Origin of the sequence: Streptomyces sp. NPDC047453, from assembly GCF_040643155.1 — a bacterium.
In the GTDB taxonomy this organism is placed as follows: domain Bacteria; phylum Actinomycetota; class Actinomycetes; order Streptomycetales; family Streptomycetaceae; genus Streptomyces.
The window spans coordinates 533,654-556,503 of sequence record NZ_JBEYTS010000001.1; the positions used below are offsets into that span (position 1 = coordinate 533,654).

The window sequence follows — 22,850 nt, forward strand, 5'->3', positions numbered from 1 at the left end:
TACGATCGGGAAATGGCTGGTCGTGGGCGGGTGTCGAAATCCTCGGTGACGGTGGTGTGCCTGCTGCTCGCGTCCCTGACGGCCTGCGGCGGGCCGTCCGCGGCCGACACCGCGAAGGCGGAGGTGCAGCGGGTGCTCGACCGGCGGGCCGCGGCGGTCCTGCACCACGACGCGGCGGCGTACGCCGCCACCGGGGCCCGGGACCCGTACCCACGGCTGCGGGCCGTCCCGCTGACGGACTGGTCCTACCGGCTGAAGAGCCTGCGCCGCAGCGGCGACACCGCGGTCGCGCAGGCCGAACTGCGCTACCGGGTCACCGGGTACGACAAGGCGCCCGTCACCGCCGGGCGCATGCTGACCCTGTCCACCGGCGCCGACGGGAAGTGGTACGTCGACTCCGACCGGCCGGAGAAGAAGTCCGCCGAGCAGCTGTGGGACCAGGGCACGGTCTCGGTGGTGCGCGGGCGGCGCAGCCTCGTGCTCGGCGTCGGACACGGCGACACGGTCCTGCGCGGCTACGCGGGCCTGGCCGACCGCGCGATACCCGCGGTGTCGGACGCGTGGGGCACGGACTGGAGCCGGCAGGTCGTCCTGCTGGTCCCCAAGTCCCTGGAGGGCATGGCCGGACTGCTCGGCTCGCCCGCCTCCAACTACCGCGGGATCGCCGCCGTCACCACCGGCGAGACCGGGGGCGCGGGCCGGGCGCCCGCGGACCGGATCATCGTCAACCCCGCCGCCTACGGCATGCTCGGATCGCTCGGCAGGCAGGTCGTCCTCACCCACGAGACGACCCATGTCGCCACCCGCGCCCACACCAACGCCGCCACCCCGCTGTGGCTCTCCGAGGGCTACGCCGACTGGGTCGGCTACCGCGGTACCGGCCGCCCCCCGGACCAGGTCGCGCCCGAACTGCGGCGCGCCGTGACCGACGGGGGTGTTCCCGCCGCCCTGCCGTCCGACGAGGACTTCGGGTTCGCCGGCGATCCGTCCCGGCTCGCCCGGGCCTACGAGAGCGGCTGGATGGCCTGCCGCATGATCGCCGACCAGTGGGGCGAGCGGCGCCTCGACGACTTCTACCGCTCCGTCGGCGCGCACGGCACCCGCGAGGGCGCGGTCGAGAACGCCCTGCGGAAGGTCCTCGGCACCACCCTGGACGGGTTCACCGAGCAGTGGCGCGCGTACCTCGTGCGTCAACTGGGCTGATCGAGCCGGGCGGTGGGCCGGGCGGCCCGGTCCGGCGGCCGCGTAAGGGGCGCGGCGGTGACCGTCGAGCGCCACAGGGCCCGGCAGGCGGTCACGCCCGCGGCCACCAGCAGGCCGTTGCGCAGCAGCAGGAGGGTGACGCCGAGGCTGTCGCTCGCGACGACGTGCGTGAAGTACACCGGGAACTCCAGGGCCGTCACCGGGGCCGCCGCCAGGACGAGGCCGGCCGGCAGCCGCATGCCGTCGTCCGGGAAGCACAGGCAGACGGCGGCCAGCCCGATCAGCCACACCAGGTACTGGGGGCTGAGGACCCGGCTGGTGACCGTGAACAGCAGTACGGCCGTGAACGCGGCCTGGGCGGCTGTGTGCGGGCGGAAGCGGCGGGCCCGCAGCCGCCACAGCAGCAGCCAGCCGAAGGCGGCCGCGGTCAGGGCCAGGGACGCGGTGCTCACCACGTCGGTGTACGGGCCGACGAACTCCAGCGAGCCATAGGTGAGCAGCACCTGTCCGTTCCAGCCGAAGTACCGCGCCACGTGGAGGACGAGCGCGGCCGGCGACTCCACCTCCAGGCCCCGGTCGCGCTGCGCGGTCACGAAGGACAGGGCGTCGGGCATGGTGAGCGCGAACAGCGAGGCGAGCGCCGCCGCGGTCACCGCCGCCGCCGTCCAGGCGCGGCGCCCGGCCGCGCCCCGCAGGCCCGGCAGCAGCAGGACCGGCCACACCTTCAGCAGCGCCCCGAAGCCGGCCAGCGCGCCCATCGCACGCGGGTGGCGGAGGCCCGCGAGCAGCGCGGCCACGGCCACCGCGGTCACCATCACGTCGTAGCGCGCGTACAGGATCGGGCCGAGCAGGGGCGTGCCCGCCGTCCAGACCCAGGCACCGCGCAGCGGCCGGCCGGGCCGCCGCCCGGCGTACAGCAGCAGGCACAGCACCGCCAGGTCGGCCAGCAGGGCCAGCACGTGGAAGGCCGCGGTGTAGCCGAGGAAGGGCAGGGCGGCGGGGGAGAGGATCGCCAGCGCGGCGCCGGGTGGGTACTGCCAGGTGACGTCGTCGACGGGGAAGCCACCCTGCCGCAGCACCTCGTACCAGCCCCGGTAGATCACCGACACGTCCGCGGTGACGTCTTCCGCCCCCGCGAGCACGAACACCTTGAACACGAAGAGCACCAGCACGGCCCGACTGGCGCCCCAGACGACCAGCACCCCGGCGAGCCTCCGCCGGGTACCTGTCCCGTCCACCTCGGTCCTCTCCCGTGAGCCCGACCGGTCCGTCCGGTACGCGCGGTTCCTGCTGCGGGGCACATGATCTCCCGGATGGTCGGTGCGGGGCGGGTGGCATGGCCGTGGCCGGGCGTCCCGGTCGCGTTCGGTAGGGTCGGCCGGTGTGCGTAAGACCCTCATCGTGACCAACGACTTTCCGCCCCGGCCGGGTGGTATCCAGGCGTTTCTGCACAATATGGCGTTGCGGCTGGACCCGGAGCGAGTGGTCGTCTACGCCTCCACCTGGAAGCGGGGCCGGGAGGGTGCCGAGGCGACGGCCGCGTTCGACGCGGCGCAGCCCTTCACCGTCGTACGCGACCGCACGACGATGCTGCTGCCGACGCCGGGCGCGACCCGGCGCGCGGTCGGGCTGCTGCGCGAACACGGCTGCACCGCGGTGTGGTTCGGGGCGGCGGCGCCGCTCGGGCTGATGGCGCCGGCCCTGCGGAGGGCGGGCGCCGAGCGGCTGGTGGCCACCACCCACGGGCACGAGGCGGGGTGGGCGCAACTGCCAGCAGCGCGCGGACTCCTGCGCCGCGTCGGGGAGTCGACGGACACCATCACCTACCTCGGCGAGTACACCTGCTCCCGGATCGCCGCCGCGCTGACGCCCGAGGCGGCCGGCCGGATGGTGCAACTGCCCCCGGGCGTGGACGAGAAGGTGTTCCACCCCGGCTCGGGCGGTGACGAGGTGCGAGCCCGGCTCGGGCTCACCGACCGGCCGGTGGTCGTGTGCGTCTCACGGCTGGTCAGGCGCAAGGGACAGGACACGCTGATCCGGGCCATGCCCCGGATCCTGGCCGCCGAACCGGACACTGTGCTGCTGATCGTCGGCGGCGGCCCGTACGAGACGGAACTGCGCGCCCTGGCGGCGCGGACCGGGGTGTCCGGCTCCGTGCGCTTCACGGGCGCGGTGCCCTGGGCCGAGCTGCCCGCGCACTACGGCGCCGGCGACGTCTTCGCCATGCCCTGCCGCACCCGGCGCGGCGGACTCGACGTCGAGGGGCTCGGCATCGTCTACCTGGAGGCGTCCGCGACCGGGCTGCCCGTCGTCGCCGGGGACTCCGGCGGCGCCCCCGACGCGGTGCTCGACGGCGAGACCGGTTGGGTCGTGCGCGGCGGCTCCCCCGAGGAGGCCGCCGACCGCGTCGTCACGCTCCTGGGAGACGCCGAACTGCGCCGCCGCATGGGGGAGCGCGGACGCTCCTGGGTCGAGGAGAGGTGGCGGTGGGACCTGCTGGCCCAGCGGCTCCAGGAACTGCTGTAGGGGAGCGGCGCGCTACTTGGCGTAGAGCGCCTCGATCTCGTCCGCGAAGTCCTGCGCCACCACGTTCCGCTTGAGCTTCAGCGACGGGGTGAGGTGACCCGAGTCCTCCGTGAGCTGGGAGGGCAGGATGCGGAACTTCCGCACCGACTCCGCCTTCGACACCGCGGCGTTGCCGTCGTCGACCGCCGCCTGGATCGCCGCGTTCAGGTCCGGGTCGTCGCGCAGCGCCGCCGCCGTGGAGTCCGCCGGCTTGCCGTGCTCGGCGCACCAGCGGCGCAGGAACTCCTCGTCGAGGGTGACCAGCGCGCCCACGAACGGCCGCCCGTCGCCGACCACCATGCACTCCGCGACCAGCGCGTGCGCGCGGATCCGGTCCTCGATCACGGCCGGGGCGACGTTCTTGCCGCCCGCGGTGACGATGATCTCCTTCTTGCGGCCGGTGATCCTGAGGTAGCCGTCCTCGTCGAGGGTGCCGATGTCACCGGTGTGGAACCAGCCGTCGGCCAGCGCCTCCCGGGTCGCGCCGGGGTTGTTCCAGTACTCCTTGAACAGGTGCTCGCCGTGCAGCAGCACCTCCCCGTCGTCCGCGATGCGGATCACCGAGCCGGGCAGCGGCTGGCCGACCGTGCCGATCTTCTGCCGGTCCCAGGGGTTGAAGGCGGTCGCCGCGCAGGACTCGGTCAGGCCGTAGCCCTCCAGCACCGTGAAGCCGATACCGCGGTAGAAGTGCCCGAGGCGCTCGCCGAGCGGGGCGCCGCCGGAGATGGCGTACTCCCCGCGCCCGCCGAGCACCGCGCGCAGCTTGCTGTAGACCAGCTTGTCGAACACCTTGTGCTTGATCCGCAGCCCGAGCGAGGGGCCCGAGGGGCTGTCCAGCTCCTTGCTGTAGGCGATCGCCGTGTCGGCCGCCTTGTCGAAGATCCGGCCCTTGCCGTCCCCCTGCGCCTTGGCGCGCGCCCCGTTGTAGACCTTCTCGAAGACCCTCGGGACACCGAGGATCAGCGTGGGGCGGAACGCGGCCAGCTCGTCGGTGAGGTTCTTGATGTCCGGGACGCAGCCCAGCTTGATCGGCGCCATCATCGGGGCGACCTGGACCAGCCGGCCGAAGACGTGCGCCAATGGCAGGAAGAGCAGCACCGAGCACTCGCCGGTGCGGAACAGCGGGCGCAACCGCTCCACGACGTTGCCGCACTCGGCGAAGAAGGCGCGGTGGGTGAGTACGCAGCCCTTGGGCCGGCCGGTGGTGCCGCTGGTGTACACGATGGTCGCCGGGTCGTCGGCCTTCGCCAGCGAGCCGCGCTCCTCCACCATGGCGTCGCTGATGTCCCGCCCGGCCCGGCCGAGCTCCTCGATCCCGCCGTCCTCGATCTGCCAGACGCTCTTCAGCGCGGGCAGCGTGTCGCGCACCGCGTCGACGGCGGCGGCGTGCTGGTCCAGCTCCACGACGCAGGCGGTCGCGCCCGAGTCGCCGAGGATCCACCGCACCTGCTCCGGCGAACTGGTCTCGTACACCGGCACGGTGACCGCGCCCGCGCTCCAGATCGCGAAGTCCAGCAGTGTCCACTCGTAGCGCGTACGGGACATCAGGCCCACCCGGTCGCCGGGCTGGATGCCGGAGGCGATCAGGCCCTTGGCGGCGGCGTGCACCTCGGCGAGGAAGGCCCGTGCCGTGACGTCCCGCCAGGCGCCGTCCACCTTGCGCGCGATGACGGCGACGTCGGGATGCTGCGCGGCGTTTCTGCGGACGATATCGGTCAGATTCCCGTCCGCAGGGACCTCGTACAGAGCCGGAAGGCTGAACTCGCGCAAGACTGCTGCTCCTCATAGGGCGCCGGCGCCACGACGTTGTTGAAATCCAGAAACGACTGGACGGGCCGGACGTTACCCGTCGGTATGCTTCTTCGACAGGGGGACCCGGCGAGATGTTCGCTGCGTCACACGGATCGATGTTCCCCTGCGCACAGTAGTCGACCCGCCGAATGACCGGCCAGTAACGCCGTTTCCGGCCGCCACTGTTCACGTATGCCACGCCCGCCTACGCTTGATCGTCATGGCACCCACACCGGCCCGTCACGGCAGAACGCGCATCCATGTGGTCAGCGACGTGCACGGCAACGCGCGCGACCTGGCCCGGGCCGGAGAGGGCGCCGACGCCCTGGTGTGCCTCGGCGACCTGATCCTCTTCCTCGACTACGCCGACCACTCGCGCGGGATCTTCCCCGACCTGTTCGGCGTGGAGAACGCCGACCGCATCGTCGCGCTGCGCACCGCCCGCCGCTTCGCCGAGGCACGCGAGTTCGGCGCCCGGCTGTGGGCGGGCATCGACGGCGACCGGGTCACGCTGATGGAGCAGGCGGTGCGCAAGCAGTACGCGGAACTCTTCGCCGCGTTCCCCAGCCCGACGTACGCCACCTACGGCAACGTCGACATGCCGGCCCTGTGGCAGGAGTACGCACGCGAGGGCACCACCGTGCTCGACGGGCAGCGGGTGGAGATCGGCGGCCGTGTCTTCGGCTTCGTCGGCGGCGGCCTGCGCACCCCCATGCGCACCCCCTTCGAGATCGGCGACGAGGAGTACGCGGCGAAGATCGAGGCGGTCGGCGAGGTCGACGTACTGTGCACGCACATCCCGCCCGAGGTGCCGGAACTCGTCTACGACACCGTCGCGCGCCGCTTCGAACGGGGCAGCCGCGCCCTGCTGGAGGCCATCCGCCGCACCCGGCCCCGGTACGCCCTCTTCGGCCATGTCCACCAGCCGCTGGTACGGCGGATGCGGATCGGCGCGACCGAATGCGTGAACGTGGGGCACTTCGCCGGGAGCGGCCGGCCCTGGGTGCTCGAATGGTGAGCGTTCCGGCCGATCGCGCAGGTGGGGGTGGAGTCCGGCGGTCGGGCGCGCGGTAGCCTTCACGCTGCACACACATGCGCACGAGGAGCGCACCACCGGCCTCACCCGGCCGCACTACCGGCCCGCATCTGGAGGAGCCACGGCGATGGCGGAACACACCAGCTCGAGCATCACGATCGAGGCGCCACCGGCCGAGGTCATGGAGGTGATCGCCGACTTCGCCCGCTACCCCGACTGGACCGGCGAGGTGAAGGAGGCCGAGGTCCTCAAGACCGACGACCAGGGCCGTGCCCATCAGGTCCGCCTCGTCATGGACGCGGGCGCCATCAAGGACGACCAGACCCTCGCGTACACCTGGACCGGTGACCACGAGGTCTCCTGGACCCTGGTGAAGTCCCAGATGCTGCGCTCCCTGGACGGCTCCTACGTCCTCAGGCCCGCGGGCGTGTACGCCACCGAGGTGACCTACCGCCTCACCGTCGACGTCAAGATCCCGATGCTCGGCATGATCAAGCGCAAGGCCGAGAAGGTCATCATCGACCGCGCGCTCGCGGGCCTGAAGAAGCGCGTGGAGTCGGGCGAGAAGTAGGGCCCGAACGGCCCGCGGGCGCTCCCGCGCCGACAGCGGGGACGCACCCGCGACACGCGTCGCAGGGCGCCTGCCGCGAGGGAGCCGCAGGGCGCGCCGCCGACACCGGCGGAGGGCGCCCGTGGGCGACCGAGCCGTCAAAGCCAGCTACCGTTCAACGTCATGCGCACCCTCCTGATCACGGGTCCGGGCGGCAGCGGCCGTACGACCGTTTCCGCCGCCACCGCCCTGACCGCCGCCCGTGACGGCGTCGACACCCTCGTGCTCAGCGCCGACCGTACGGACTCCCTCGGCGCGGCGCTCGGGGTGCCGACGGGTGCGGAGCCGGCGCCCGTCGCGCCGCGGCTGACCGCCTGGCGCCCCGACGCGGCGGCCGGCTTCCGGGCCGACCTCACCGCCTTCCAGGACCGCGCGGGCAACGTACTGGACCTCCTCGGGGCCTCCCGCCTGGACACCGAGGAGGTCACCCCGCTGCCGGGCGCCGAGGAACTCGCCCTGCTGCGCGCGCTGCGCGACGCGGCCCTGTCGGAGCGGTTCGAGCTGCTGGTCGTCGACCTGCCTCCGGTGCCGCAGGCACTCGCCCTGCTCGCGCTGCCCGAGGAGCTGCGCCGCTATCTGCGCCGGCTGCTCCCGCCCGAGCGGCAGGCGGCCCGCGCCCTGCGGCCGGTGCTCGGCCGTCTCGCCGGTGTCCCCATGCCGGCCGAGTGGCTGTACGAGACGGCGGCACGCTGGGACGTCGAACTGGCCGCCGTGGCCGCGGTCCTCGCCGACCGCGGCACCCGCGTACGCCTGGTCGCAGAGCCCGGCCCGGCCGGCGCCGACGCGGTCCGGAGCGCCGCCCTGGGCCTGGCCGTGCGCGGGCTGGCCGTGGAGTGCCTGGTCGCCGGCCGGGTCCTGCCGGAGACCGCCGCGGACTCCTGGCTCGCCGGGCCGGTCGCACAGCAGCGCAAGACCCTCGACGAGTGGCGGGAGACGTACGCCGTCCACTCGGCCGCCCACCTGGGCCGGGACCCGCGCGGCCTGGACGATCTCGCCGCCCTCGCCGTGCCCGGCGCGAGCCCGGCGAGCGAGCCGGTCGAGTGGCCCGTGACCGACCGGCTCGCCGAGGACGGGGTCCTCGTGTGGCACATCCCGCTGCCCGGCGCCATACGCGAGGAACTGGACCTCATCCGGCTCGGCGACGAACTCGCGCTCACCGCCGGGCCGTTCCGCCGGGTCGTACCGCTGCCCTCGGCGCTGCGCCGGTGCACCGTCGACGGGGCCGCCCTGCGCGACGGCGAGCTGCGGGTCCGGTTCGCGCCGGACCCCGCGCTGTGGCCCCGCGAGAGATGAAGCGCGTACCGCCGTTCGGGTAACGTCGTAGGGACGAACCGTAGTCAGGAGTCCGCCATGAGCGAAGAGCGCCCACCGTCCGACGCCGCTCGGGACGACGCCGCTCAGGAGGAGCCCGGCGGCCGCGGGGACACCCCCCGTTCGAGCGCAGCCGGGAGTGCGGGGGAGCGGCGCGCCACGGACGCCGACGCGTGGTCCACGGCCTGCGCGGAGGACCTCGCCGCGGAGCAGGCCCGCCGCCGCGGGCGGTACGGACCGCCGCCGGGCTCGGCCGCCGAGGAACTGCGCAAGTTCGTCGACACCGTCGCCGACAGGCTGTCGTCGCTCCAGGCGCCGCTGCTGGGCGCCCTCGCCGGACCTGCGGCCGAGCAGGTGGTGCGGCAGATGGTCCAGCAGGCCAAGGCGGCCGTCGAGCCGGTCGTGGAGCGCAACCCCGAGGTCTTCGAACACCTGGCGGCGGCCGGCGGCGAACTCCTCGCCGCGTACCGCTCGGCCGTCGAGTCCCAGGAGCGTCGCTGGACGTCGTCCGGCACGGGCGAGTCCCCGCGGGACGAACTCGGCGAGCCGGACACCGGCTCCGACGACCGCCGCGACCCCGGTGAGGGCACCGGCGGCGGCGAGCGCATCGACCTGGACTGACCGGACTGACAGGACTGACAGGACTGACAGGACCGACCGACCGGCCGGACGACTTGGACCACCGTCCGGACGACGCGAATCCGACGGCAGGGCCTCGGGTACGGTTGCCGTAGCGGGGCTCGACCGGAACTGAGGGATTCATGGGACTCACCATCGGCGTCGACATCGGCGGCACGAAGATCGCGGCCGGCGTGGTCGACGAGGAGGGCAACATCCTCTCGACCTTCAAGGTGCCGACCCCCGGTACGCCCGAGGCCATCGTGGACGCCATCGCCTCGGCGGTGGAGGGCGCACGCGCGGGGCACGAGATCGTCGGTGTGGGCATCGGCGCCGCCGGATACGTCAACCGGCAGCGCTCCACGGTCTACTTCGCGCCCAACATCGACTGGCGCAACGAGCCGCTGAAGGAGGAGGTCGAGGCGCGCGTCGGCCTGCCGGTCGTCGTGGAGAACGACGCCAACGCCGCGGCCTGGGGCGAGTACAAGTTCGGCGCCGGCAAGGGCCACCGCAACGTCATCTGCATCACGCTCGGCACCGGCCTGGGCGGCGGCATCGTCATCGGCAACAAGCTGCGCCGCGGCCACTTCGGCGTGGCCGCCGAGTTCGGCCACATCCGGATGGTCCCGGACGGCCTGCTGTGCGGCTGCGGCTCGCAGGGCTGCTGGGAGCAGTACGCCTCCGGGCGCGCCCTGGTGCGGTACGCCAAGCAGCGCGCCAACGCCGCCCCCGAGAGCGCGGAGGTGCTGCTCGCCCTCGGTGACGGCACCCCCGACGGCATCGAGGGCAAGCACATCTCCGTGGCCGCCCGCCAGGGCTGCCCGGTGGCCGTCGACTCCTACCGCGAGCTGGCCCGCTGGGTGGGCGCCGGCCTGGCCGACCTGGCCTCGCTGTTCGACCCGTCCGCGTTCATCGTCGGCGGCGGTCTGTCCGACGAGGGCGAGCTGGTCCTGGAGCCGATCCGCAAGTCCTACAAGCGCTGGCTGGTCGGCGGCAACTGGCGTCCGGTCGCCGACGTCCTCGCCGCCCAACTCGGCAACAAGGCCGGCCTGGTGGGCGCCGCGGACCTCGCCCGGGAGCCCGACCCGATCATGTAGTGCCGGTCGCACCCCGCGCGCGCCCACCGTCCCCGTCCGGCCGGGACCGGTGGGCGCCGCCGTACCGGAGCCGTACCGTGGCCGAGCCGGCCGCGGCGTATGTTGATCGTCATGCTGCTGCCCAACTCCCGCACGGAGTCCGATGGTTCCGCCGTCATCCGCGTCCTGAGCCACAACATCCGGTCGATGCGGGACGACACCGAGGCGCTGGCCCGGGTGATCCGCGCCTGCGCGCCCGATCTCGTCCTCGTCCAGGAGGCGCCGCGCTTCTTCCGCTGGCGCAAGAAGCTGGCCCGGCTCGCCGCGGCCTCCGACCTGGTGGTCCTCACCGGCGGCGCGACGGCCGCGGGCCCGGCGATCCTCTGCTCGCTCCGGGCCGTCGCGGAGCGCACCGAGGACGTACTGCTGCCGCTCATCCCCGGGCTGCACCGGCGGGGCCTCGCGACGGCGGTCGTCCGGTTCGGGAGCGCCCGGCTCGGTGTCGTCAGCTGCCACCTCTCGCTCGACGCGGACGAGCGGTACGAGCAGGCCGGCGTGCTCCTGGACCGGCTGGCCGCGATGGGCGTGGAGCACGCGGTGGCGGGCGGCGACCTCAACGAGCGGCCGGACGGGCCGGCGTTCCGGCGACTGGCCGACTCGCTCCAGGACGGCTGGGCCACCGCCCCCTGGGGGGCGGAGGACACCTGGACGTCCGCCGATCCGCACCGGCGCATCGACGCGGTCTTCGCCACCCGCGGCGTCGAGGTCCTCGGCTGCGGGGTGCCCCTCGGCCTGCCCGGCGTGACGGAGGCGGACCTGAGGGCGGCCACGGACCATCTACCGGTGCTGGCCGCCCTCAGGGTCCCGGCGCTTGCCTAGGGCCTAGGGCCGGGGGCCGGTTCGCGGGGCCGGCGGCCGGTCGGTCGCCGGCCCCGGGTCTCAGACCACCGCCCCGCGGCCCGGGTCGTCTTCGTCGTCGTCGCCCGGCTTCATACGCATCACCAGCGTCGCGAAGCCGCCCAGGAAGCCGCCTATGCCGAGCAGGGTGAGCCACCACGTCATGTCCCAGCCGAACAGGACGGCCAGCAGGAGCAGGACGGGCCCGCCGACCACCGCGAGCCAGGCGAACTTCGCGGTCGGGTCGGCGGAGGGCAGCGGGGGCGGCTCCGGCGGGACGAAGTGGCCCTCGTCGTCCTTGTCGAAGTCGTCGTCGGACGGTTCGGCGAGCGAGTAGTCGCGCGGCCCGGCACCGGGGTTGCCGACACCGGGAGCGAAGGAGACCGATCCGCCCAGCCGGCCGGCCGGGCCCTCCTTGCTCGCCTCGTCCTTGCCGTCCTCGTCGCTCTTGTCGCCCTCGGCGTCCTTGCCCTTGCTGTCCTTCCTCTCCTTCCACAGCTTCTCGTCGGGTGTCCCGGGGTCCGGCGGCAGCGCCAGATCCTCGATCGACCGGAACGGCCTGGAGCCCGGCGGGTCCGGCGGCTCCTCGCCGTACGCGGCGACGATCGCCGCCCACGCGGCCGCCTCGTCGAAGGCGGCGTCTTCCTTCCCGGCGGGCACACCGGGCTCGGCGCGCTGCTCGGCCTTCCCGGCAGGTTCGGCCGGCCCGACGGGTCCGGCAGGCGTGACCGGTTCGGCCGGTTCCACCGGCTCGCGGCCGTCGAGGTCCTCGCGGTCGGAGTCGTGCTCAGCCACCTGCCGTCGTCCCTTCCTTGCCGACACTGGGTGCGAGCCGGCCGACGAAGGCGTAGCTCTCCTCGAAGATCCGGTTCGCGTCATGGTCCAACGTCGCGACGTGGTAGCTGTGTTCCAGCAGGACCTCCGTGACGTCCGTGGAGGAGACCCGGCCGAGGATCCGGGCCGAGTCGACCGGCGGCACCACATGGTCCTGCGGGCTGCGCAGAAGCAGCAGCGGCTGGGTGACCTGCGGCAGCTCGCCGTCGAGCATCCGGAAGAAGTTCCTGAGCGAGTGCGCGGCGTGCAGCGGCACCCGGTCGTACCCCAGCTCGGCGGCGCCCTCCAGCGCGATGTCGCTCGCGATGCCCTTCGTGGTCCGTACGACATGGCGGGCCACCGGCAGGGCGTACGCGGACAGTCCGTGCACCTTGTTGGCCGGGTTGACGACCACGACGCCCGCGACCGCGTCCCCGTGCCGGGCGGCCAGCCGCAGCGCCAGCGCGCCGCCCATGGACAGTCCGGCCACGAACACCCGCGCGCAGGACTCGCGCAGGACACGCAGCTCGCGGTCCACCTCCGCGTACCAGTCCGGCCAGCCGGTGAGCTGCATGTCCTCCCAGCGTGTGCCGTGCCCGGGCAGCAGCGGGAGCGAGACGGTCAGACCGCGCTCGGCGAGGTACCGCCCCCAGGGGCGCAGGGACTGGGGGGAACCGGTGAAGCCGTGGCAGAGGAGGACGCCGACCTCCCCGCCCTCGTGGCGGAACGGCTCGGCTCCGGGGAGCACCGGCACGTTGCTCTCCTGTGGTCGTCGATTGCAGGTACTTCACCGTACGCGACCGCACTGACACCGACCAGGGCCGTCGGTCCCACAGGCCGTACCCGGCGGTATCGTCTGATCGACACACACAGGAAGGCACTCGGTTGTTCTACGGCACGATGAAGGTCGCCATCGGCGGGCCGTTGAAGCTCGCCTTCCGGCCCTGGGTGGAAGGCATGGAGAACATCCCGGCCGAGGGCCCCGCCATACTGGCGAGTAACCACCTGTCCTTCTCGGACTCCTTCTTCCTGCCTTCGGTGCTGCACCGCAAGGTCACCTTCATCGCGAAGGCCGAGTACTTCACCACGCCCGGTGTGAAGGGCCGGCTGACGGCCGCGTTCTTCAAGGGCGTGGGCCAGCTCCCCGTGGACCGCTCCGGGTCGCGCGGCGCGGGCGAGGCGGCGGTGAAGAGCGGCATAGAGGTGCTGGAGCGCGGCGAGCTGTTCGGCATCTACCCGGAGGGCACCCGTTCGCCCGACGGTCGCCTCTACCGCGGCAAGCCGGGCGGCCTGGCCCGCGTCGCCCTGGCCACCGGAGCGCCCGTCATCCCGGTCGCCATGATCGACACGGAGAAGATCCAGCCTCCCGGGAAGGTCGTCCCCAAGCTGATGCGCCCGGGCATACGCATCGGCAAGCCGCTGGACTTCAGCCGCTACCAGGGCCTCGCGCACGACCGTTTCGTGCTGCGGGCGGTGACGGACGAGGTCATGTACGAGATCATGAAGCTCTCCGGCCAGGAGTACGTCGACATCTACGCGACTGCGGCCAAGCGGCAGTTCGCGGAGGCGGCCAAGGCCGAGAAGGAAGCGGCGAAGGCGGCGGGGAAGGCGGCCGACAGGGCTCAGGAGGCGGCGAAGGCGTCGCCCGGGCCGGCCGGGACGGAAGAGGCCGAGAAGGAGAAGCAGGCGAAGTAGGGCGAACCGCCAAGGGGGGGACATGCCGAAGCGGCAACGCGTGATGAGGATGTCGGTCGAGCAGCCGCTGTGGCGCGCGCTCGCCGGATACCGGGTGCTGACCATGCTCTACGCGGTCGGCCTGTTCGCCACCGGCTACGGCCGGTTCCCGCGCCCCTGGGTCGCCATCGCCTACTACTGCGTGCTGTCCGTGTGGACCCTGGCCACGCTGCCCAAGGTCGCGAACGCCGCGAGCTGCACCAAGCGCTTCCTGGCCGCCGACCTCGCCCTGGCGCTGACCGGCATCCTCCTCACCCCCGTCGCCGACGCCCCGGCGCGGATCGCGGACGGCGGTCCGACCCTGCCGTCGATCTGGACCGCCGGCGCCGTCCTCGCCTTCGCCGTCAAGGGCGGCTGGCGCTGGGCCGCCGCCGCCTCCACCGCGGTCGCCGTCGCCAACCTGGTCGAGCGCGGCTCCCCGGCCCGCGACACCGTGCACAACGTGATCCTGGTCTGGGTCGCCTCCATCGCCATCGGCTACGTCGTTGAGGTCGCCCGCGCCTCCGAGCGCACCCTCGCCCGCGCCCTGGAGATCGAGGCGGCCACCCGCGAACGGGAGCGCCTGGCCCGGGACATCCACGACGGCGTGCTCCAGGTGCTGGCCATGGTGCAGCGACGCGGCGCGGTCATCGGGGGCGAGGCCGCCGAACTGGGCCGGCTGGCGGGTGAGCAGGAGGTGGCGCTGCGCACCCTGGTCTCCAGCGGGCTGGCCCCGGTCCCCGGGGCGTCGAGGGACACGTCCGGAGATACGGCCGGGGCCGTGGACGTCCGGACCGTCGACGAGGACACGGACGACGACGCCGACGCGCCCGTCGATCTGCGCGCGCTGCTCGCCCCGTACGCCGGTGCCCGGGTCAGCCTCGCCGAACCGGGCGCCCCGGTGCCGCTGCGGGCCGCCGCCGCCCGCGAGGTGGCCGCCGCCGTCGGGGCCGCGCTGGACAACGTCCGCCGGCACGCGGGCGAGGGCGCGCGGGCCTGGATCCTGGTCGAGGACGAGCCGGAGTCGGTGATCGTGACCGTGCGGGACGACGGTCCCGGCATCCCCGAGGGGCGGCTCGCCCAGGCCGAGGGGGAGGGCCGGCTCGGAGTGGCCCTGTCGATCCGGGGCCGGCTGCGCGACATCGGTGGCACCGCCGAGCTGATCTCGGTACCCGGCCAGGGCACCGAGGTCGAACTGAACGTACCCAGGAACACGAACACCACGAACGACAGCGGGCACACGAAGAGCGCCAAGGGCGCGCCGTGGACACGGGGGAAGGCAGAGAGCCGATGAGCACGGAGCAGGGCCCGATCAAGGTGATGGTGGTCGACGACCACCCGATGTGGCGCGACGCCGTGGCCCGCGACCTGGCCGAATCCGGCTTCGAGGTGGTCGCCACCGCGGGCGACGGCGAGCAGGCGGTGCGCCGCGCCAGGGCCGCCGCGCCCGACGTGCTCGTGCTCGACCTGAACCTGCCCGCGAAGCCCGGGGTCCAGGTCTGCAAGGAACTCGTCGGCGCCAACCCGGCGTTGCGCGTGCTGGTGCTGTCCGCGAGCGGTGAGCACGCCGATGTGCTGGAGGCCGTGAAGTCGGGCGCGACGGGCTACCTGCTGAAGTCGGCCTCGACCCAGGAGCTGCTGGACGCGGTGCGCCGCACGGCAGTGGGCGACCCGGTGTTCACACCGGGGCTCGCGGGCCTGGTGCTCGGCGAGTACCGGCGGCTGGCCGCCGAGCCCGCGCCCGCCGCGGACGCCGACGAGCCGAAGGCGCCCCGGCTCACCGACCGCGAGACCGAGGTACTGCGCCTGGTCGCCAAGGGCCTGAGCTACAAGCAGATCGCCGAGCGCCTGGTGATCTCCCACCGCACGGTCCAGAACCACGTCCAGAACACCCTGGGCAAGCTCCAGTTGCACAACCGGGTGGAGCTGGTGCGGTACGCCATCGAGCGCGGGCTCGACGGCGAGTAAACCCGCGTACCCGCGGCAGCCACCCTTTCGAGTGGATTCGCCTTGATCAACTACCCGACAATTCAGAGGAATTGACTCTCCGCCCCATGCCGAAGTGACGTGCGTCACCATTAGCGTGACCTTCACCAGGCAACCGCGGCGAAGGGACTTTTCCATGCGGGTCGGAGTACTGACCGGAGGCGGCGACTGCCCCGGGCTCAACGCCGTCATCCGGGGCATCGTCCGCAAGGGCGTGCAGGAGTACGGCTATGACTTCGTCGGCTTCCGGGACGGCTGGCGGGGCCCCCTCGAGAACGACTCCATCCGTCTCGACATCCCCGCGGTGCGCGGCATCCTGCCCCGCGGCGGGACCATCCTCGGCTCCTCGCGGACCAACCCCCTGAAACAGGAGGACGGCATCCGGCGGATCAAGGACAATCTCGCCAAGCAGGAGGTCGAGGCGCTCGTCGCGATCGGTGGCGAGGACACCCTCGGCGTGGCCGCGCGGCTGAGCGACGAGTACGGCGTGCCCTGCGTGGGCGTGCCCAAGACCATCGACAACGACCTGTCGGCCACCGACTACACCTTCGGCTTCGACACCGCGGTCGGCATCGCCACCGAGGCGATCGACCGGCTGCACACCACCGCCGAGTCCCATATGCGGGTCCTGGTCTGCGAGGTGATGGGACGTCACGCAGGCTGGATCGCCCTGCACTCCGGCCTCGCGGGCGGCGCGAACGTCATCCTCATCCCCGAGCAGCGCTTCGACGTCGACCAGGTGTGCGCCTGGATCACCTCCCGCTTCAAGGCGTCGTACGCCCCGATCGTCGTCGTCGCCGAGGGCGCCATGCCCAAGGACGGCGACATGGTCCTGAAGGACGCCTCGCTCGACTCCTTCGGGCATGTGCGGCTGTCCGGGGTCGGCGAGTGGCTGGCCAAGGAGATCGAGGCACGCACCGGGAAGGAGGCCCGGACCACCGTCCTCGGGCACATCCAGCGCGGCGGCACGCCCAGCGCCTTCGACCGCTGGCTGGCCACCCGGTTCGGGCTGCACGCCGTCGACTGCGTCCGCGACGGCGACTTCGGCAAGATGGTCGCCCTGCGCGGCACCGACATCGTCCGCGTCCCGATCGCGGAGGCCACCGCCAAGCTGAAGACGGTCGACCCGACGTTGTACGAGGAGGTCGGGGTCTTCTTCGGCTGACCCGCCACCGGCCTCCCGCAGACCGCGCCGAGGGCGCCGTCGACCTGACCGGCGGCGCCCTCGGCGCGCGCGCACCCGGTTACCGGACGGGCCGCGGCCCGGAGGGCGTGCCGGCGCCGTGCAACTGCTCGGCCAGCAGCGCGCCGACGATCGCCTGGCCGTTCAGCGTCAGCACGGACTCGGGGTGGAACTGCACCGACGCGAACCTGGCGGACCGCAACGCGTGCACCTCACCGGACGCGCTCCGGCTGACCTCGATTCCGTGCGCGGACAGCTCGGCGTGCGCCTCGTCGTCGCAGTGCGCCACGTAGCTGTTGTAGAAGCCCACGGTCTCGGCCCGGCCGAACAGGTCGATCCCGGTCTGGGCGCCCTGGTGGGGCACCTCCTTGCGGACGATCTCCAGGCCGAGTTCGGCCGCGATCAGCTCGTGTCCGAGGCAGACCCCGAGAACGCCGTGCCGGTGCCCGGTGAGCACCTCCGCGGTCAGCGCGCGCAGCAGCCGCATCTTCGGGTCGTCCCGATCGCACGGGTCGCCGGGTCCGGGGCCGAGGACGACCGGCCCCTGGTGCGCGAGCACGGCCGCGCGCAGTCCGGGATCGTCGTAGCGGCGCACGGTGACGGTCAGTCCCGACGACCGCAGCACGTGCGCGAGCATCGCGGTGAAAGTGTCCTCGCCGTCCACGACCAGGGTGTGCCCGGTGAGCCCCGGCGCGCTTCCCCCGGCCTCCGACTGCGCCCGTGCGGCGGAGCCCCCGTTCTGCATCCGCAGCCAGAACGGCGCGAGCAGGGCGCGCCGCCCGTCCAGCGCCGCCCGCACCCGAGGGTCGTCGGCGAGCCGGGGCTGCGACCGCTCGGCGCGCGGCCGTGCGGGCCGTACGCCCAGCGCCGCCAGTACGCCCGCCGCCTTCGCGTGCGTCTCGGCGACCTCGCCCGCCGGGTCCGAGCCGCGGACGAGGGTGGCGCCGACCGGCACGCGCAGCCGGCCGCCGGCGTCGATGTCGGCGGTGCGGATGAGGATGGGGGAGTCCAGGGTCTGGGCGCCACCGGAGTCGCGGCCGAGCAGGGCGAGGGCGCCGGCGTAGTAGCCGCGCCCGCCGGTCTCGTGGCGTTCGATGACCCGGCAGGCGTTCTGCACCGGCGACCCGGTGACGGTCGCGGCGAACATGGTCTCCTTGAGCACCTCGCGCACGTCCAGGGAGGACCGGCCGCGCAGCTCGTACTCGGTGTGTGCGAGGTGCGCCATCTCCTTCAGGCGCGGGCCGACGACCACCCCGCCCATGTCGCCGACGGTGCACATCATCTTGAGCTCCTCGTCGACGACCATCGACAGCTCCTCGATCTCCTTGCCGTCGGCGAGGAAGCCCAGCAGGTGCTCGGGCGTCGGCCCCTCGGCCGGGTAGCGGTACGTCCCGCTGATCGGGTTCATCACGACCGTCCCGCCGGACATGCGCACATGCACCTCGGGACTGGCGCCCACCAGCGTCCGGTCCCCGGTGTGCACGACGAACGTCCAGTACGCCCCCCGCTCGCCCTCCAGCAGCCGCCGGAACAGCGCCAGCGCGTCAGCCCGCCCGAAGCCCGGGACCTCCCCCTCGTACGTCCGCCGGATCACGAAGTTCGCGCCCTCGCCCGCGCCGATCTCCTCGCGCAGCACCCGCCCGACGATCTCCGCGTACTCCTCGTCGCCGACGTCGAAGCCGCCGCCCTCGACGCGCACCTGGTGCGCGGGGAGCTGCGCCAGGGCCTCGGCGAGCGGGAGCTTGCCCGTCTCCTCAGGAGTCAGCACCAGCAGCGGGGTGCCGTCGTCGCGGACGTCGAAGCCGCGCTCGCGGATCTGCCGGAACGGAACGAGCGCCAGGCCCTCGTCGGGCAGGTCGGCCAGGCGGTCGCGGGCGGTCACCGGGCCGAGCAGCACCTCGACCAGGTCCTGGTCGTGCCCCGGGGTACGGCGGCGCAGCAGGGCGAAGGGGCGGGGGTCGTGCAGCAGCCGTGCCAGATCCATGGGTTCCTCTTCCGTCGATGCCGGTCGGTGCCGGTCGATGTGGGCGAGGAACGGTCAAGGCGCCGGAAACGCCGAAGGCCGCCCCTCGGGCGGCCTTCGCGAAGTTGTGGGATACGCGCAGTCAGCGGGCCGCCGGAGAAGCGGTCCACCACCAGTTCTGGTTCTGGGTCGAGTGCGCGAACATGCCCGGCACCCTACCGCATCGGGTCGCCGCGCGGCCCCGTCCGGCCCGCGGCGGCCCTCGGCGGGCGTGTCGCCCGTACGCAGCACAGGCCGGTTTCCGGCGACCGCGCGGGGTGGAAGGAGGGTCCGCGTCGACCGTGTGCCGCTCGTGCCCCGGCGTCCGCCGCGCGCTCGGGCCCGACCGAGGAGTACGCCATTCCCGCACTGCGATCGCTTCACCCGGCACGGCCCCGCCTCCGCCCGAGGCGTGCGCTGACCGCGCTGAGCGCCTGCGCGGTGCTCGCCGCCGCCGTGCCGGCCGCCGCCCGGCCGGTGGCCGACGACGCCACGAAGACCGTCAGCTACCGCGGTCACACGTTCACCGTCCCGGCCGGCTGGCCCGTCGTCGACCTCGAACAGGAGCCGACCGCCTGCGTCCGCTTCGACCGGCACGCCGTCTACCTCGGCACCCCCGGCGAGCAGCAGGACTGCCCGGCCCGCGCCGTCGGGCGCACCGAGGTCCTCTGGGTGCAGCCCGCGGTGGCGACGAAGGCCTCGGTGACCGAGGACCGCACGTCCCGCGTCTACCGGGCGACCGCCACCAACGAGGGAATCTCCATCACGGCCCCGTACGGCGAGGACCGCGCGGAGATCCAGCGGGTGCTGCGCAGCGCAGGACTGCCCGTCGCCACCGCCCGCGCCCGGGAACCCGCCCGGACACCGGCCGCGGGCGCCGTGCCCGCCGACGCGACCGCGTACCAGGGCAGGGGCTTCGACACCTGCACCGCCCCGAGCCAGAGGGCCATGAACGCCTGGAGGACGGGCTCGCCCTACGGGGCCGTCGGCGTCTACATCGGCGGGGTCAACCGCGCCTGCGCCCAGGCGAGGCTGACCTCCGAGTGGGTGCGGACGCAGTACGCGAACGGGTGGCGCTTCTTCCCGCTCTACGTCGGCCGGCAGCCCACCTCCGGCGCCGGCAGCTGCCGGAACTCCTGCGCGTCGATCACCGATCCGGTGCCGCAGGGCAAGGAGGCCGCGGAGGACGCGGTCGCCCAGGCGGTGGCGCTCGGCTTTCCCAAGGGGTCGGTGCTCTACAACGACCTGGAGCAGTACGCGACGGGCGGCGCCCTCACCACGCGCGTACTCGGCTACCTCGAGGCCTGGACCGAGCGGCTGCACGAACTGGGCTACCGGTCCGGCGCGTACGGCAGCGTCTCGTCCCTGGTCGCCGACCTGGTCGGCAACGCCGGGAAGGCCACCCAGCCCGACGTGATCCACTTCGCGCACTGGAACAACGAGAACACCACCCTCCACACCGCCATCCCGGCCGACCTGTGGGCCGGTCACCAGCGCATCCACCAGTACGCGGGCAACAGGACCGAGACGTACGGCGCGGTCACCATCAACATCGACCGCGACCAGCTGGACGTCGGCACCGGCGCCTGAACGGCGCCAGGCGGGGCGTCCCGCGAGCGGGCGCCCTCCGTCTCATTGGATGAACGGAGGAAGGGGCCCGCCGGACGACCCCGTAATCTTGATGGCGTGACCGTGAACGCTAAGACCAGCGCGAGCGCTGGCAACACCTGGCGAGACCTGCCCGCGGTGCAGCAGCCCGAGTACCCCGACCCCGAGGCTCTGCGCGCAGTGATCGCGGACCTCGAGTCGTATCCGCCGCTCGTCTTCGCGGGCGAGTGCGACCAGCTGCGCGCCCGGATGGCGGCCGTCGCCAAGGGAGAGGCGTTCCTCCTCCAGGGCGGCGACTGTGCCGAGGCGTTCGACGCGGTGTCCGCCGACCACATCCGCAGCAAGCTCAAGACCCTGCTCCAGATGGGCGCCGTGCTGACGTACGCCGCCTCGGTGCCGGTGGTCAAGGTCGGCCGGATCGCCGGCCAGTACTCCAAGCCGCGCTCCAAGCCGACCGAGACCCGCGACGGCGTGACCCTGCCGACCTACCGCGGCGACTCCGTCAACGGCTTCGAGTTCACCGAGGCCGCCCGCGTCCCGGACCCCGAGCGGCTGAAGCGGATGTACCACGCGTCCGCCTCCACGCTGAACCTGGTGCGCGCCTTCACCACCGGCGGCTACGCCGACCTGCGCCAGGTGCACGCCTGGAACCAGGACTTCGTGAAGTCCTCGCCGTCCGGCCAGCGCTACGAGCAGCTCGCGCGCGAGATCGACAACGCGCTGAACTTCATGCGGGCCTGCGGCACGGACCCGGAGGAGTTCAAGACCGTCGAGTTCTTCGCCTCGCACGAGGCGCTGCTGCTCGACTACGAGTCGGCGCTGACCCGCGTCGACTCGCGCACCGGGCAGCTGTACGACGTCTCCGGGCACATGGTGTGGGTCGGCGAGCGCACCCGGCAGCTGGACCACGCGCACATCGAGTTCGCCTCGCGCATCCGCAACCCGATCGGCGTCAAGCTGGGCCCGACGACCACGCCCGAGGAGGCGCTGCGGTACATCGACCGCCTCGACCCCGAGCGGGAGCCGGGCCGGCTGACGTTCATCGTCCGCATGGGCGCCGACAAGATCCGCGACCGGCTCCCGGAGCTGGTGGAGAAGGTCACGGCCTCGGGCGCGGTGGTGGCCTGGGTGACCGACCCGATGCACGGCAACACCTTCGAGGCGGCCTCCGGTCACAAGACCCGCCGCTTCGACGACGTGCTCGACGAGGTCAAGGGCTTCTTCGAGGTGCACAAGGGGCTCGGCACGCACCCCGGCGGCATCCATGTGGAGCTGACCGGTGACGACGTCACCGAGTGCGTCGGCGGCGGCGACGAGATCTTCGTCGACGACCTGCACCAACGCTACGAGACGGCCTGCGACCCGCGTCTGAACCGCAGCCAGTCCCTGGACCTGGCGTTCCTGGTCGCGGAGATGTACCGGGACCAGTGAGGCGCGCGCCCCTCGCGGGAGCGGGAACGTGAAGTGGGGCGCGGATCACATTGGGATCCGCGCCCCATCCCCTTTCCGGGGCATTCGTGCGGTGAGTAAGGTTAGGTTTGCCTCACCGAGAAGTTCGGGACGGCACCATCGAACCGATCCCGGCGGGAGGTGAACCGCGTGTACGTGTGCAGTTGCTTCGGTATCACCGAGCAGCAGGTCAAGCAGCACGCGGACAACGGCGCCTGCACTCCCCGCAAGATCGCCTCCGCCTGCAAGGCGGGCACCGACTGCGGCGGGTGCGTACGCCGCATCCAGGCGCTGCTCGGCCGCGGCACCTGCCCGCGCCGCGAGCTGATCGACCAGGGCGGCCCGGCGCTCGCGCCGCTCACGGGCGGGGCTTCCGACGCCCGCCCGAAGGAGCTGGGCGACGCCGCCTAGTACTGACGGCTGCCGACGGCCGCCTCAGGAGCTGGAGAAGCCATGTGTGCCGGGGCCCGACGGGTCCGGCTGGCTCTGCTCGACGACGGTCGCGAGGTAGAGCGCTTCGCCCAGCTTGTCGACGAGCTCCAGCTGGGTGTCCAGGTAGTCGATGTGGTGCTCCTCGTCGGCGAGGATGGCCTCGAAGATGTTCGCCGACGTGATGTCGTCCTTGTCGCGCATCAGCTGCACGCCCCGGCGCAGCCGGTCGATGGCCTCGACCTCGATCTGCCGGTCGGCCCGGAACATCTCGGCCACCGTCTGCCCGACCTGGACGTGGAAGAGGCGCTGGTAGTTCGGCAGGCCGTCCAGCAGCAGGATCCGGTCGGTCAGGAGCTCCGCGTGCCGCATCTCGTCGAACGACTCGTCGCGGGTGTACTTGGCGAGCTTCGTCCAGCCCTTGTGGTCCTGGATCTTGGAGTGCAGGAAGTACTGGTTGATCGCGGTGAGCTCGGCGGTCAGCTGCTCGTTGAGCAGTTCGATCACCTCGGGGTCGCCTTGCATGGCGGCGGGGCTCCTTCCGGACGTCTCTGGGCCGA

The 22,850-nt window shown here is 72.9% G+C and carries 22 protein-coding genes; 15 read left to right on the forward strand and 7 right to left on the reverse strand.

Features of this window, described 5'->3' with window-relative positions; translation table 11 throughout:
• The first annotated feature begins 12 nt into the window (after window positions 1–12).
• Complete coding sequence (locus ABZ818_RS02370) at window positions 13–1,203, forward strand: hypothetical protein (protein WP_361409456.1); 1,191 nt, start codon at window positions 13–15, stop codon at window positions 1,201–1,203.
• Here ABZ818_RS02370 and ABZ818_RS02375 read toward each other — a convergent pair.
• Window positions 1,191–2,441 (reverse strand): glycosyltransferase 87 family protein, encoded by a 1,251-nt coding sequence (locus ABZ818_RS02375; RefSeq protein ID WP_361409459.1) that lies wholly within the window; start codon window positions 2,439–2,441, stop codon window positions 1,191–1,193. The two genes, ABZ818_RS02370 and ABZ818_RS02375, sit on opposite strands and share 13 nt — an antisense overlap.
• A 145-nt stretch (window positions 2,442–2,586) precedes the next feature.
• Between ABZ818_RS02375 and ABZ818_RS02380 the strand changes: the two genes are divergently transcribed.
• On the forward strand, window positions 2,587–3,729 hold the full coding sequence (locus ABZ818_RS02380) for a glycosyltransferase family 4 protein (protein ID WP_361409462.1): 1,143 nt from the start codon (window positions 2,587–2,589) through the stop codon (window positions 3,727–3,729).
• A 12-nt stretch (window positions 3,730–3,741) separates the two neighbouring features.
• On the opposite strand, the gene ABZ818_RS02385 is transcribed toward ABZ818_RS02380, so the two are convergent.
• Complete coding sequence (locus ABZ818_RS02385; protein ID WP_361409464.1) at window positions 3,742–5,538, reverse strand: AMP-dependent synthetase/ligase; 1,797 nt, start codon at window positions 5,536–5,538, stop codon at window positions 3,742–3,744.
• Between the two features lie 241 nt (window positions 5,539–5,779).
• Between ABZ818_RS02385 and ABZ818_RS02390 the strand changes: the two genes are divergently transcribed.
• From ABZ818_RS02390 to ABZ818_RS02415, 6 genes are all read left to right on the forward strand, one after another.
• Window positions 5,780–6,577, forward strand: coding sequence for a metallophosphoesterase (locus ABZ818_RS02390; protein WP_361409467.1), 798 nt, complete (start codon window positions 5,780–5,782; stop codon window positions 6,575–6,577).
• Window positions 6,578–6,722: 145 nt separating this feature from the next.
• The gene (locus tag ABZ818_RS02395; protein WP_361409470.1) at window positions 6,723–7,166 is read left to right on the forward strand and encodes an SRPBCC family protein; all 444 of its coding nucleotides are present in this window, start codon (window positions 6,723–6,725) and stop codon (window positions 7,164–7,166) included.
• Between the two features lie 162 nt (window positions 7,167–7,328).
• Window positions 7,329–8,498 carry an ArsA-related P-loop ATPase gene (locus ABZ818_RS02400; RefSeq protein WP_361409473.1) on the forward strand — a complete coding sequence of 390 codons (1,170 nt, stop codon included), beginning with the start codon at window positions 7,329–7,331 and terminating at the stop codon, window positions 8,496–8,498.
• A 57-nt stretch (window positions 8,499–8,555) separates the two neighbouring features.
• Window positions 8,556–9,137 (forward strand): DUF5304 domain-containing protein, encoded by a 582-nt coding sequence (locus tag ABZ818_RS02405; RefSeq protein ID WP_361409475.1) that lies wholly within the window; start codon window positions 8,556–8,558, stop codon window positions 9,135–9,137.
• Between the two features lie 140 nt (window positions 9,138–9,277).
• Window positions 9,278–10,231, forward strand: a complete 954-nt coding sequence (locus ABZ818_RS02410) for an ROK family glucokinase (protein ID WP_361409478.1) — start codon at window positions 9,278–9,280, stop codon at window positions 10,229–10,231.
• Window positions 10,232–10,330: 99 nt separating this feature from the next.
• The gene (locus ABZ818_RS02415) at window positions 10,331–11,089 is read left to right on the forward strand and encodes an endonuclease/exonuclease/phosphatase family protein (protein WP_361409481.1); all 759 of its coding nucleotides are present in this window, start codon (window positions 10,331–10,333) and stop codon (window positions 11,087–11,089) included.
• 60 nt (window positions 11,090–11,149) lie between these two features.
• Here the strand turns inward: ABZ818_RS02415 and ABZ818_RS02420 are convergent, their stop codons facing one another.
• Both ABZ818_RS02420 and ABZ818_RS02425 read right to left on the reverse strand, forming a co-directional pair.
• Window positions 11,150–11,902 (reverse strand): hypothetical protein, encoded by a 753-nt coding sequence (locus ABZ818_RS02420; RefSeq protein ID WP_361409484.1) that lies wholly within the window; start codon window positions 11,900–11,902, stop codon window positions 11,150–11,152.
• A complete protein-coding gene (locus ABZ818_RS02425; protein WP_361409487.1) occupies window positions 11,895–12,674 on the reverse strand; it encodes an alpha/beta fold hydrolase in 780 nt (259 codons plus the stop codon). The genes ABZ818_RS02420 and ABZ818_RS02425 overlap by 8 nt, the downstream gene beginning before the upstream one ends.
• Window positions 12,675–12,820: 146 nt before the next feature.
• Here ABZ818_RS02425 and ABZ818_RS02430 point away from each other — a divergent pair, with 146 nt between their 5' ends.
• The 4 genes from ABZ818_RS02430 (at window position 12,821) to ABZ818_RS02445 (ending at window position 16,784) form a co-directional block, all read left to right on the forward strand.
• The gene (locus ABZ818_RS02430; RefSeq protein ID WP_361409616.1) at window positions 12,821–13,615 is read left to right on the forward strand and encodes a lysophospholipid acyltransferase family protein; all 795 of its coding nucleotides are present in this window, start codon (window positions 12,821–12,823) and stop codon (window positions 13,613–13,615) included.
• 22 nt (window positions 13,616–13,637) lie between these two features.
• Window positions 13,638–14,927, forward strand: a complete 1,290-nt coding sequence (locus ABZ818_RS02435; protein ID WP_361409490.1) for a DUF5931 domain-containing protein — start codon at window positions 13,638–13,640, stop codon at window positions 14,925–14,927.
• A complete protein-coding gene (locus tag ABZ818_RS02440) occupies window positions 14,924–15,601 on the forward strand; it encodes a response regulator transcription factor (protein WP_361409493.1) in 678 nt (225 codons plus the stop codon). Before ABZ818_RS02435 ends, ABZ818_RS02440 begins: the two co-directional genes overlap by 4 nt.
• Before the next feature lie 154 nt (window positions 15,602–15,755).
• Window positions 15,756–16,784: a 6-phosphofructokinase gene (locus tag ABZ818_RS02445; RefSeq protein WP_361409496.1), complete on the forward strand. Its 1,029-nt coding sequence runs from the start codon at window positions 15,756–15,758 to the stop codon at window positions 16,782–16,784.
• A 79-nt stretch (window positions 16,785–16,863) separates the two neighbouring features.
• Here the strand turns inward: ABZ818_RS02445 and ABZ818_RS02450 are convergent, their stop codons facing one another.
• Entirely contained in the window at window positions 16,864–18,786 is a 1,923-nt protein-coding gene (locus tag ABZ818_RS02450; RefSeq protein WP_361409499.1) for an anthranilate synthase family protein, read from the reverse strand.
• Window positions 18,787–18,907: 121 nt separating this feature from the next.
• Entirely contained in the window at window positions 18,908–18,970 is a 63-nt protein-coding gene (locus ABZ818_RS02455) for a trp operon leader peptide (protein ID WP_358864531.1), read from the reverse strand.
• Between the two features lie 275 nt (window positions 18,971–19,245).
• On the opposite strand from ABZ818_RS02455, the gene ABZ818_RS02460 reads away from it, so the two are divergent.
• The 3 genes from ABZ818_RS02460 (at window position 19,246) to ABZ818_RS02470 (ending at window position 22,272) form a co-directional block, all read left to right on the forward strand.
• A complete protein-coding gene (locus tag ABZ818_RS02460; protein WP_361409502.1) occupies window positions 19,246–20,394 on the forward strand; it encodes a glycoside hydrolase domain-containing protein in 1,149 nt (382 codons plus the stop codon).
• A 96-nt stretch (window positions 20,395–20,490) separates the two neighbouring features.
• Window positions 20,491–21,843, forward strand: a complete 1,353-nt coding sequence (locus tag ABZ818_RS02465) for a class II 3-deoxy-7-phosphoheptulonate synthase (protein ID WP_361409505.1) — start codon at window positions 20,491–20,493, stop codon at window positions 21,841–21,843.
• 159 nt (window positions 21,844–22,002) lie between these two features.
• The gene (locus ABZ818_RS02470) at window positions 22,003–22,272 is read left to right on the forward strand and encodes a (2Fe-2S)-binding protein (RefSeq protein ID WP_361409508.1); all 270 of its coding nucleotides are present in this window, start codon (window positions 22,003–22,005) and stop codon (window positions 22,270–22,272) included.
• Window positions 22,273–22,296: 24 nt separating this feature from the next.
• Here the strand turns inward: ABZ818_RS02470 and bfr are convergent, their stop codons facing one another.
• Window positions 22,297–22,815 carry a bacterioferritin gene (gene bfr / locus ABZ818_RS02475; protein WP_361409511.1) on the reverse strand — a complete coding sequence of 173 codons (519 nt, stop codon included), beginning with the start codon at window positions 22,813–22,815 and terminating at the stop codon, window positions 22,297–22,299.
• Window positions 22,816–22,850 lie beyond the last annotated feature (35 nt).

Coding starts and splice junctions, on each gene's coding strand:
- ABZ818_RS02405 (WP_361409475.1), top strand. CDS start 8,556: ATGAGCGAAGAGCGCCCACCGTCCGACGCCGCTCGGGACGACGCCGCT.
- ABZ818_RS02430 (WP_361409616.1), top strand. CDS start 12,821: ATGAAGGTCGCCATCGGCGGGCCGTTGAAGCTCGCCTTCCGGCCCTGG.
- ABZ818_RS02400 (WP_361409473.1), top strand. CDS start 7,329: ATGCGCACCCTCCTGATCACGGGTCCGGGCGGCAGCGGCCGTACGACC.
- ABZ818_RS02410 (WP_361409478.1), top strand. CDS start 9,278: ATGGGACTCACCATCGGCGTCGACATCGGCGGCACGAAGATCGCGGCC.
- ABZ818_RS02435 (WP_361409490.1), top strand. CDS start 13,638: ATGCCGAAGCGGCAACGCGTGATGAGGATGTCGGTCGAGCAGCCGCTG.
- ABZ818_RS02395 (WP_361409470.1), top strand. CDS start 6,723: ATGGCGGAACACACCAGCTCGAGCATCACGATCGAGGCGCCACCGGCC.
- ABZ818_RS02415 (WP_361409481.1), top strand. CDS start 10,331: ATGTTGATCGTCATGCTGCTGCCCAACTCCCGCACGGAGTCCGATGGT.
- ABZ818_RS02450 (WP_361409499.1), bottom strand. CDS start 18,786: ATGGATCTGGCACGGCTGCTGCACGACCCCCGCCCCTTCGCCCTGCTG.
- ABZ818_RS02445 (WP_361409496.1), top strand. CDS start 15,756: ATGCGGGTCGGAGTACTGACCGGAGGCGGCGACTGCCCCGGGCTCAAC.
- ABZ818_RS02390 (WP_361409467.1), top strand. CDS start 5,780: ATGGCACCCACACCGGCCCGTCACGGCAGAACGCGCATCCATGTGGTC.
- ABZ818_RS02370 (WP_361409456.1), top strand. CDS start 13: ATGGCTGGTCGTGGGCGGGTGTCGAAATCCTCGGTGACGGTGGTGTGC.
- bfr (WP_361409511.1), bottom strand. CDS start 22,815: ATGCAAGGCGACCCCGAGGTGATCGAACTGCTCAACGAGCAGCTGACC.
- ABZ818_RS02440 (WP_361409493.1), top strand. CDS start 14,924: ATGAGCACGGAGCAGGGCCCGATCAAGGTGATGGTGGTCGACGACCAC.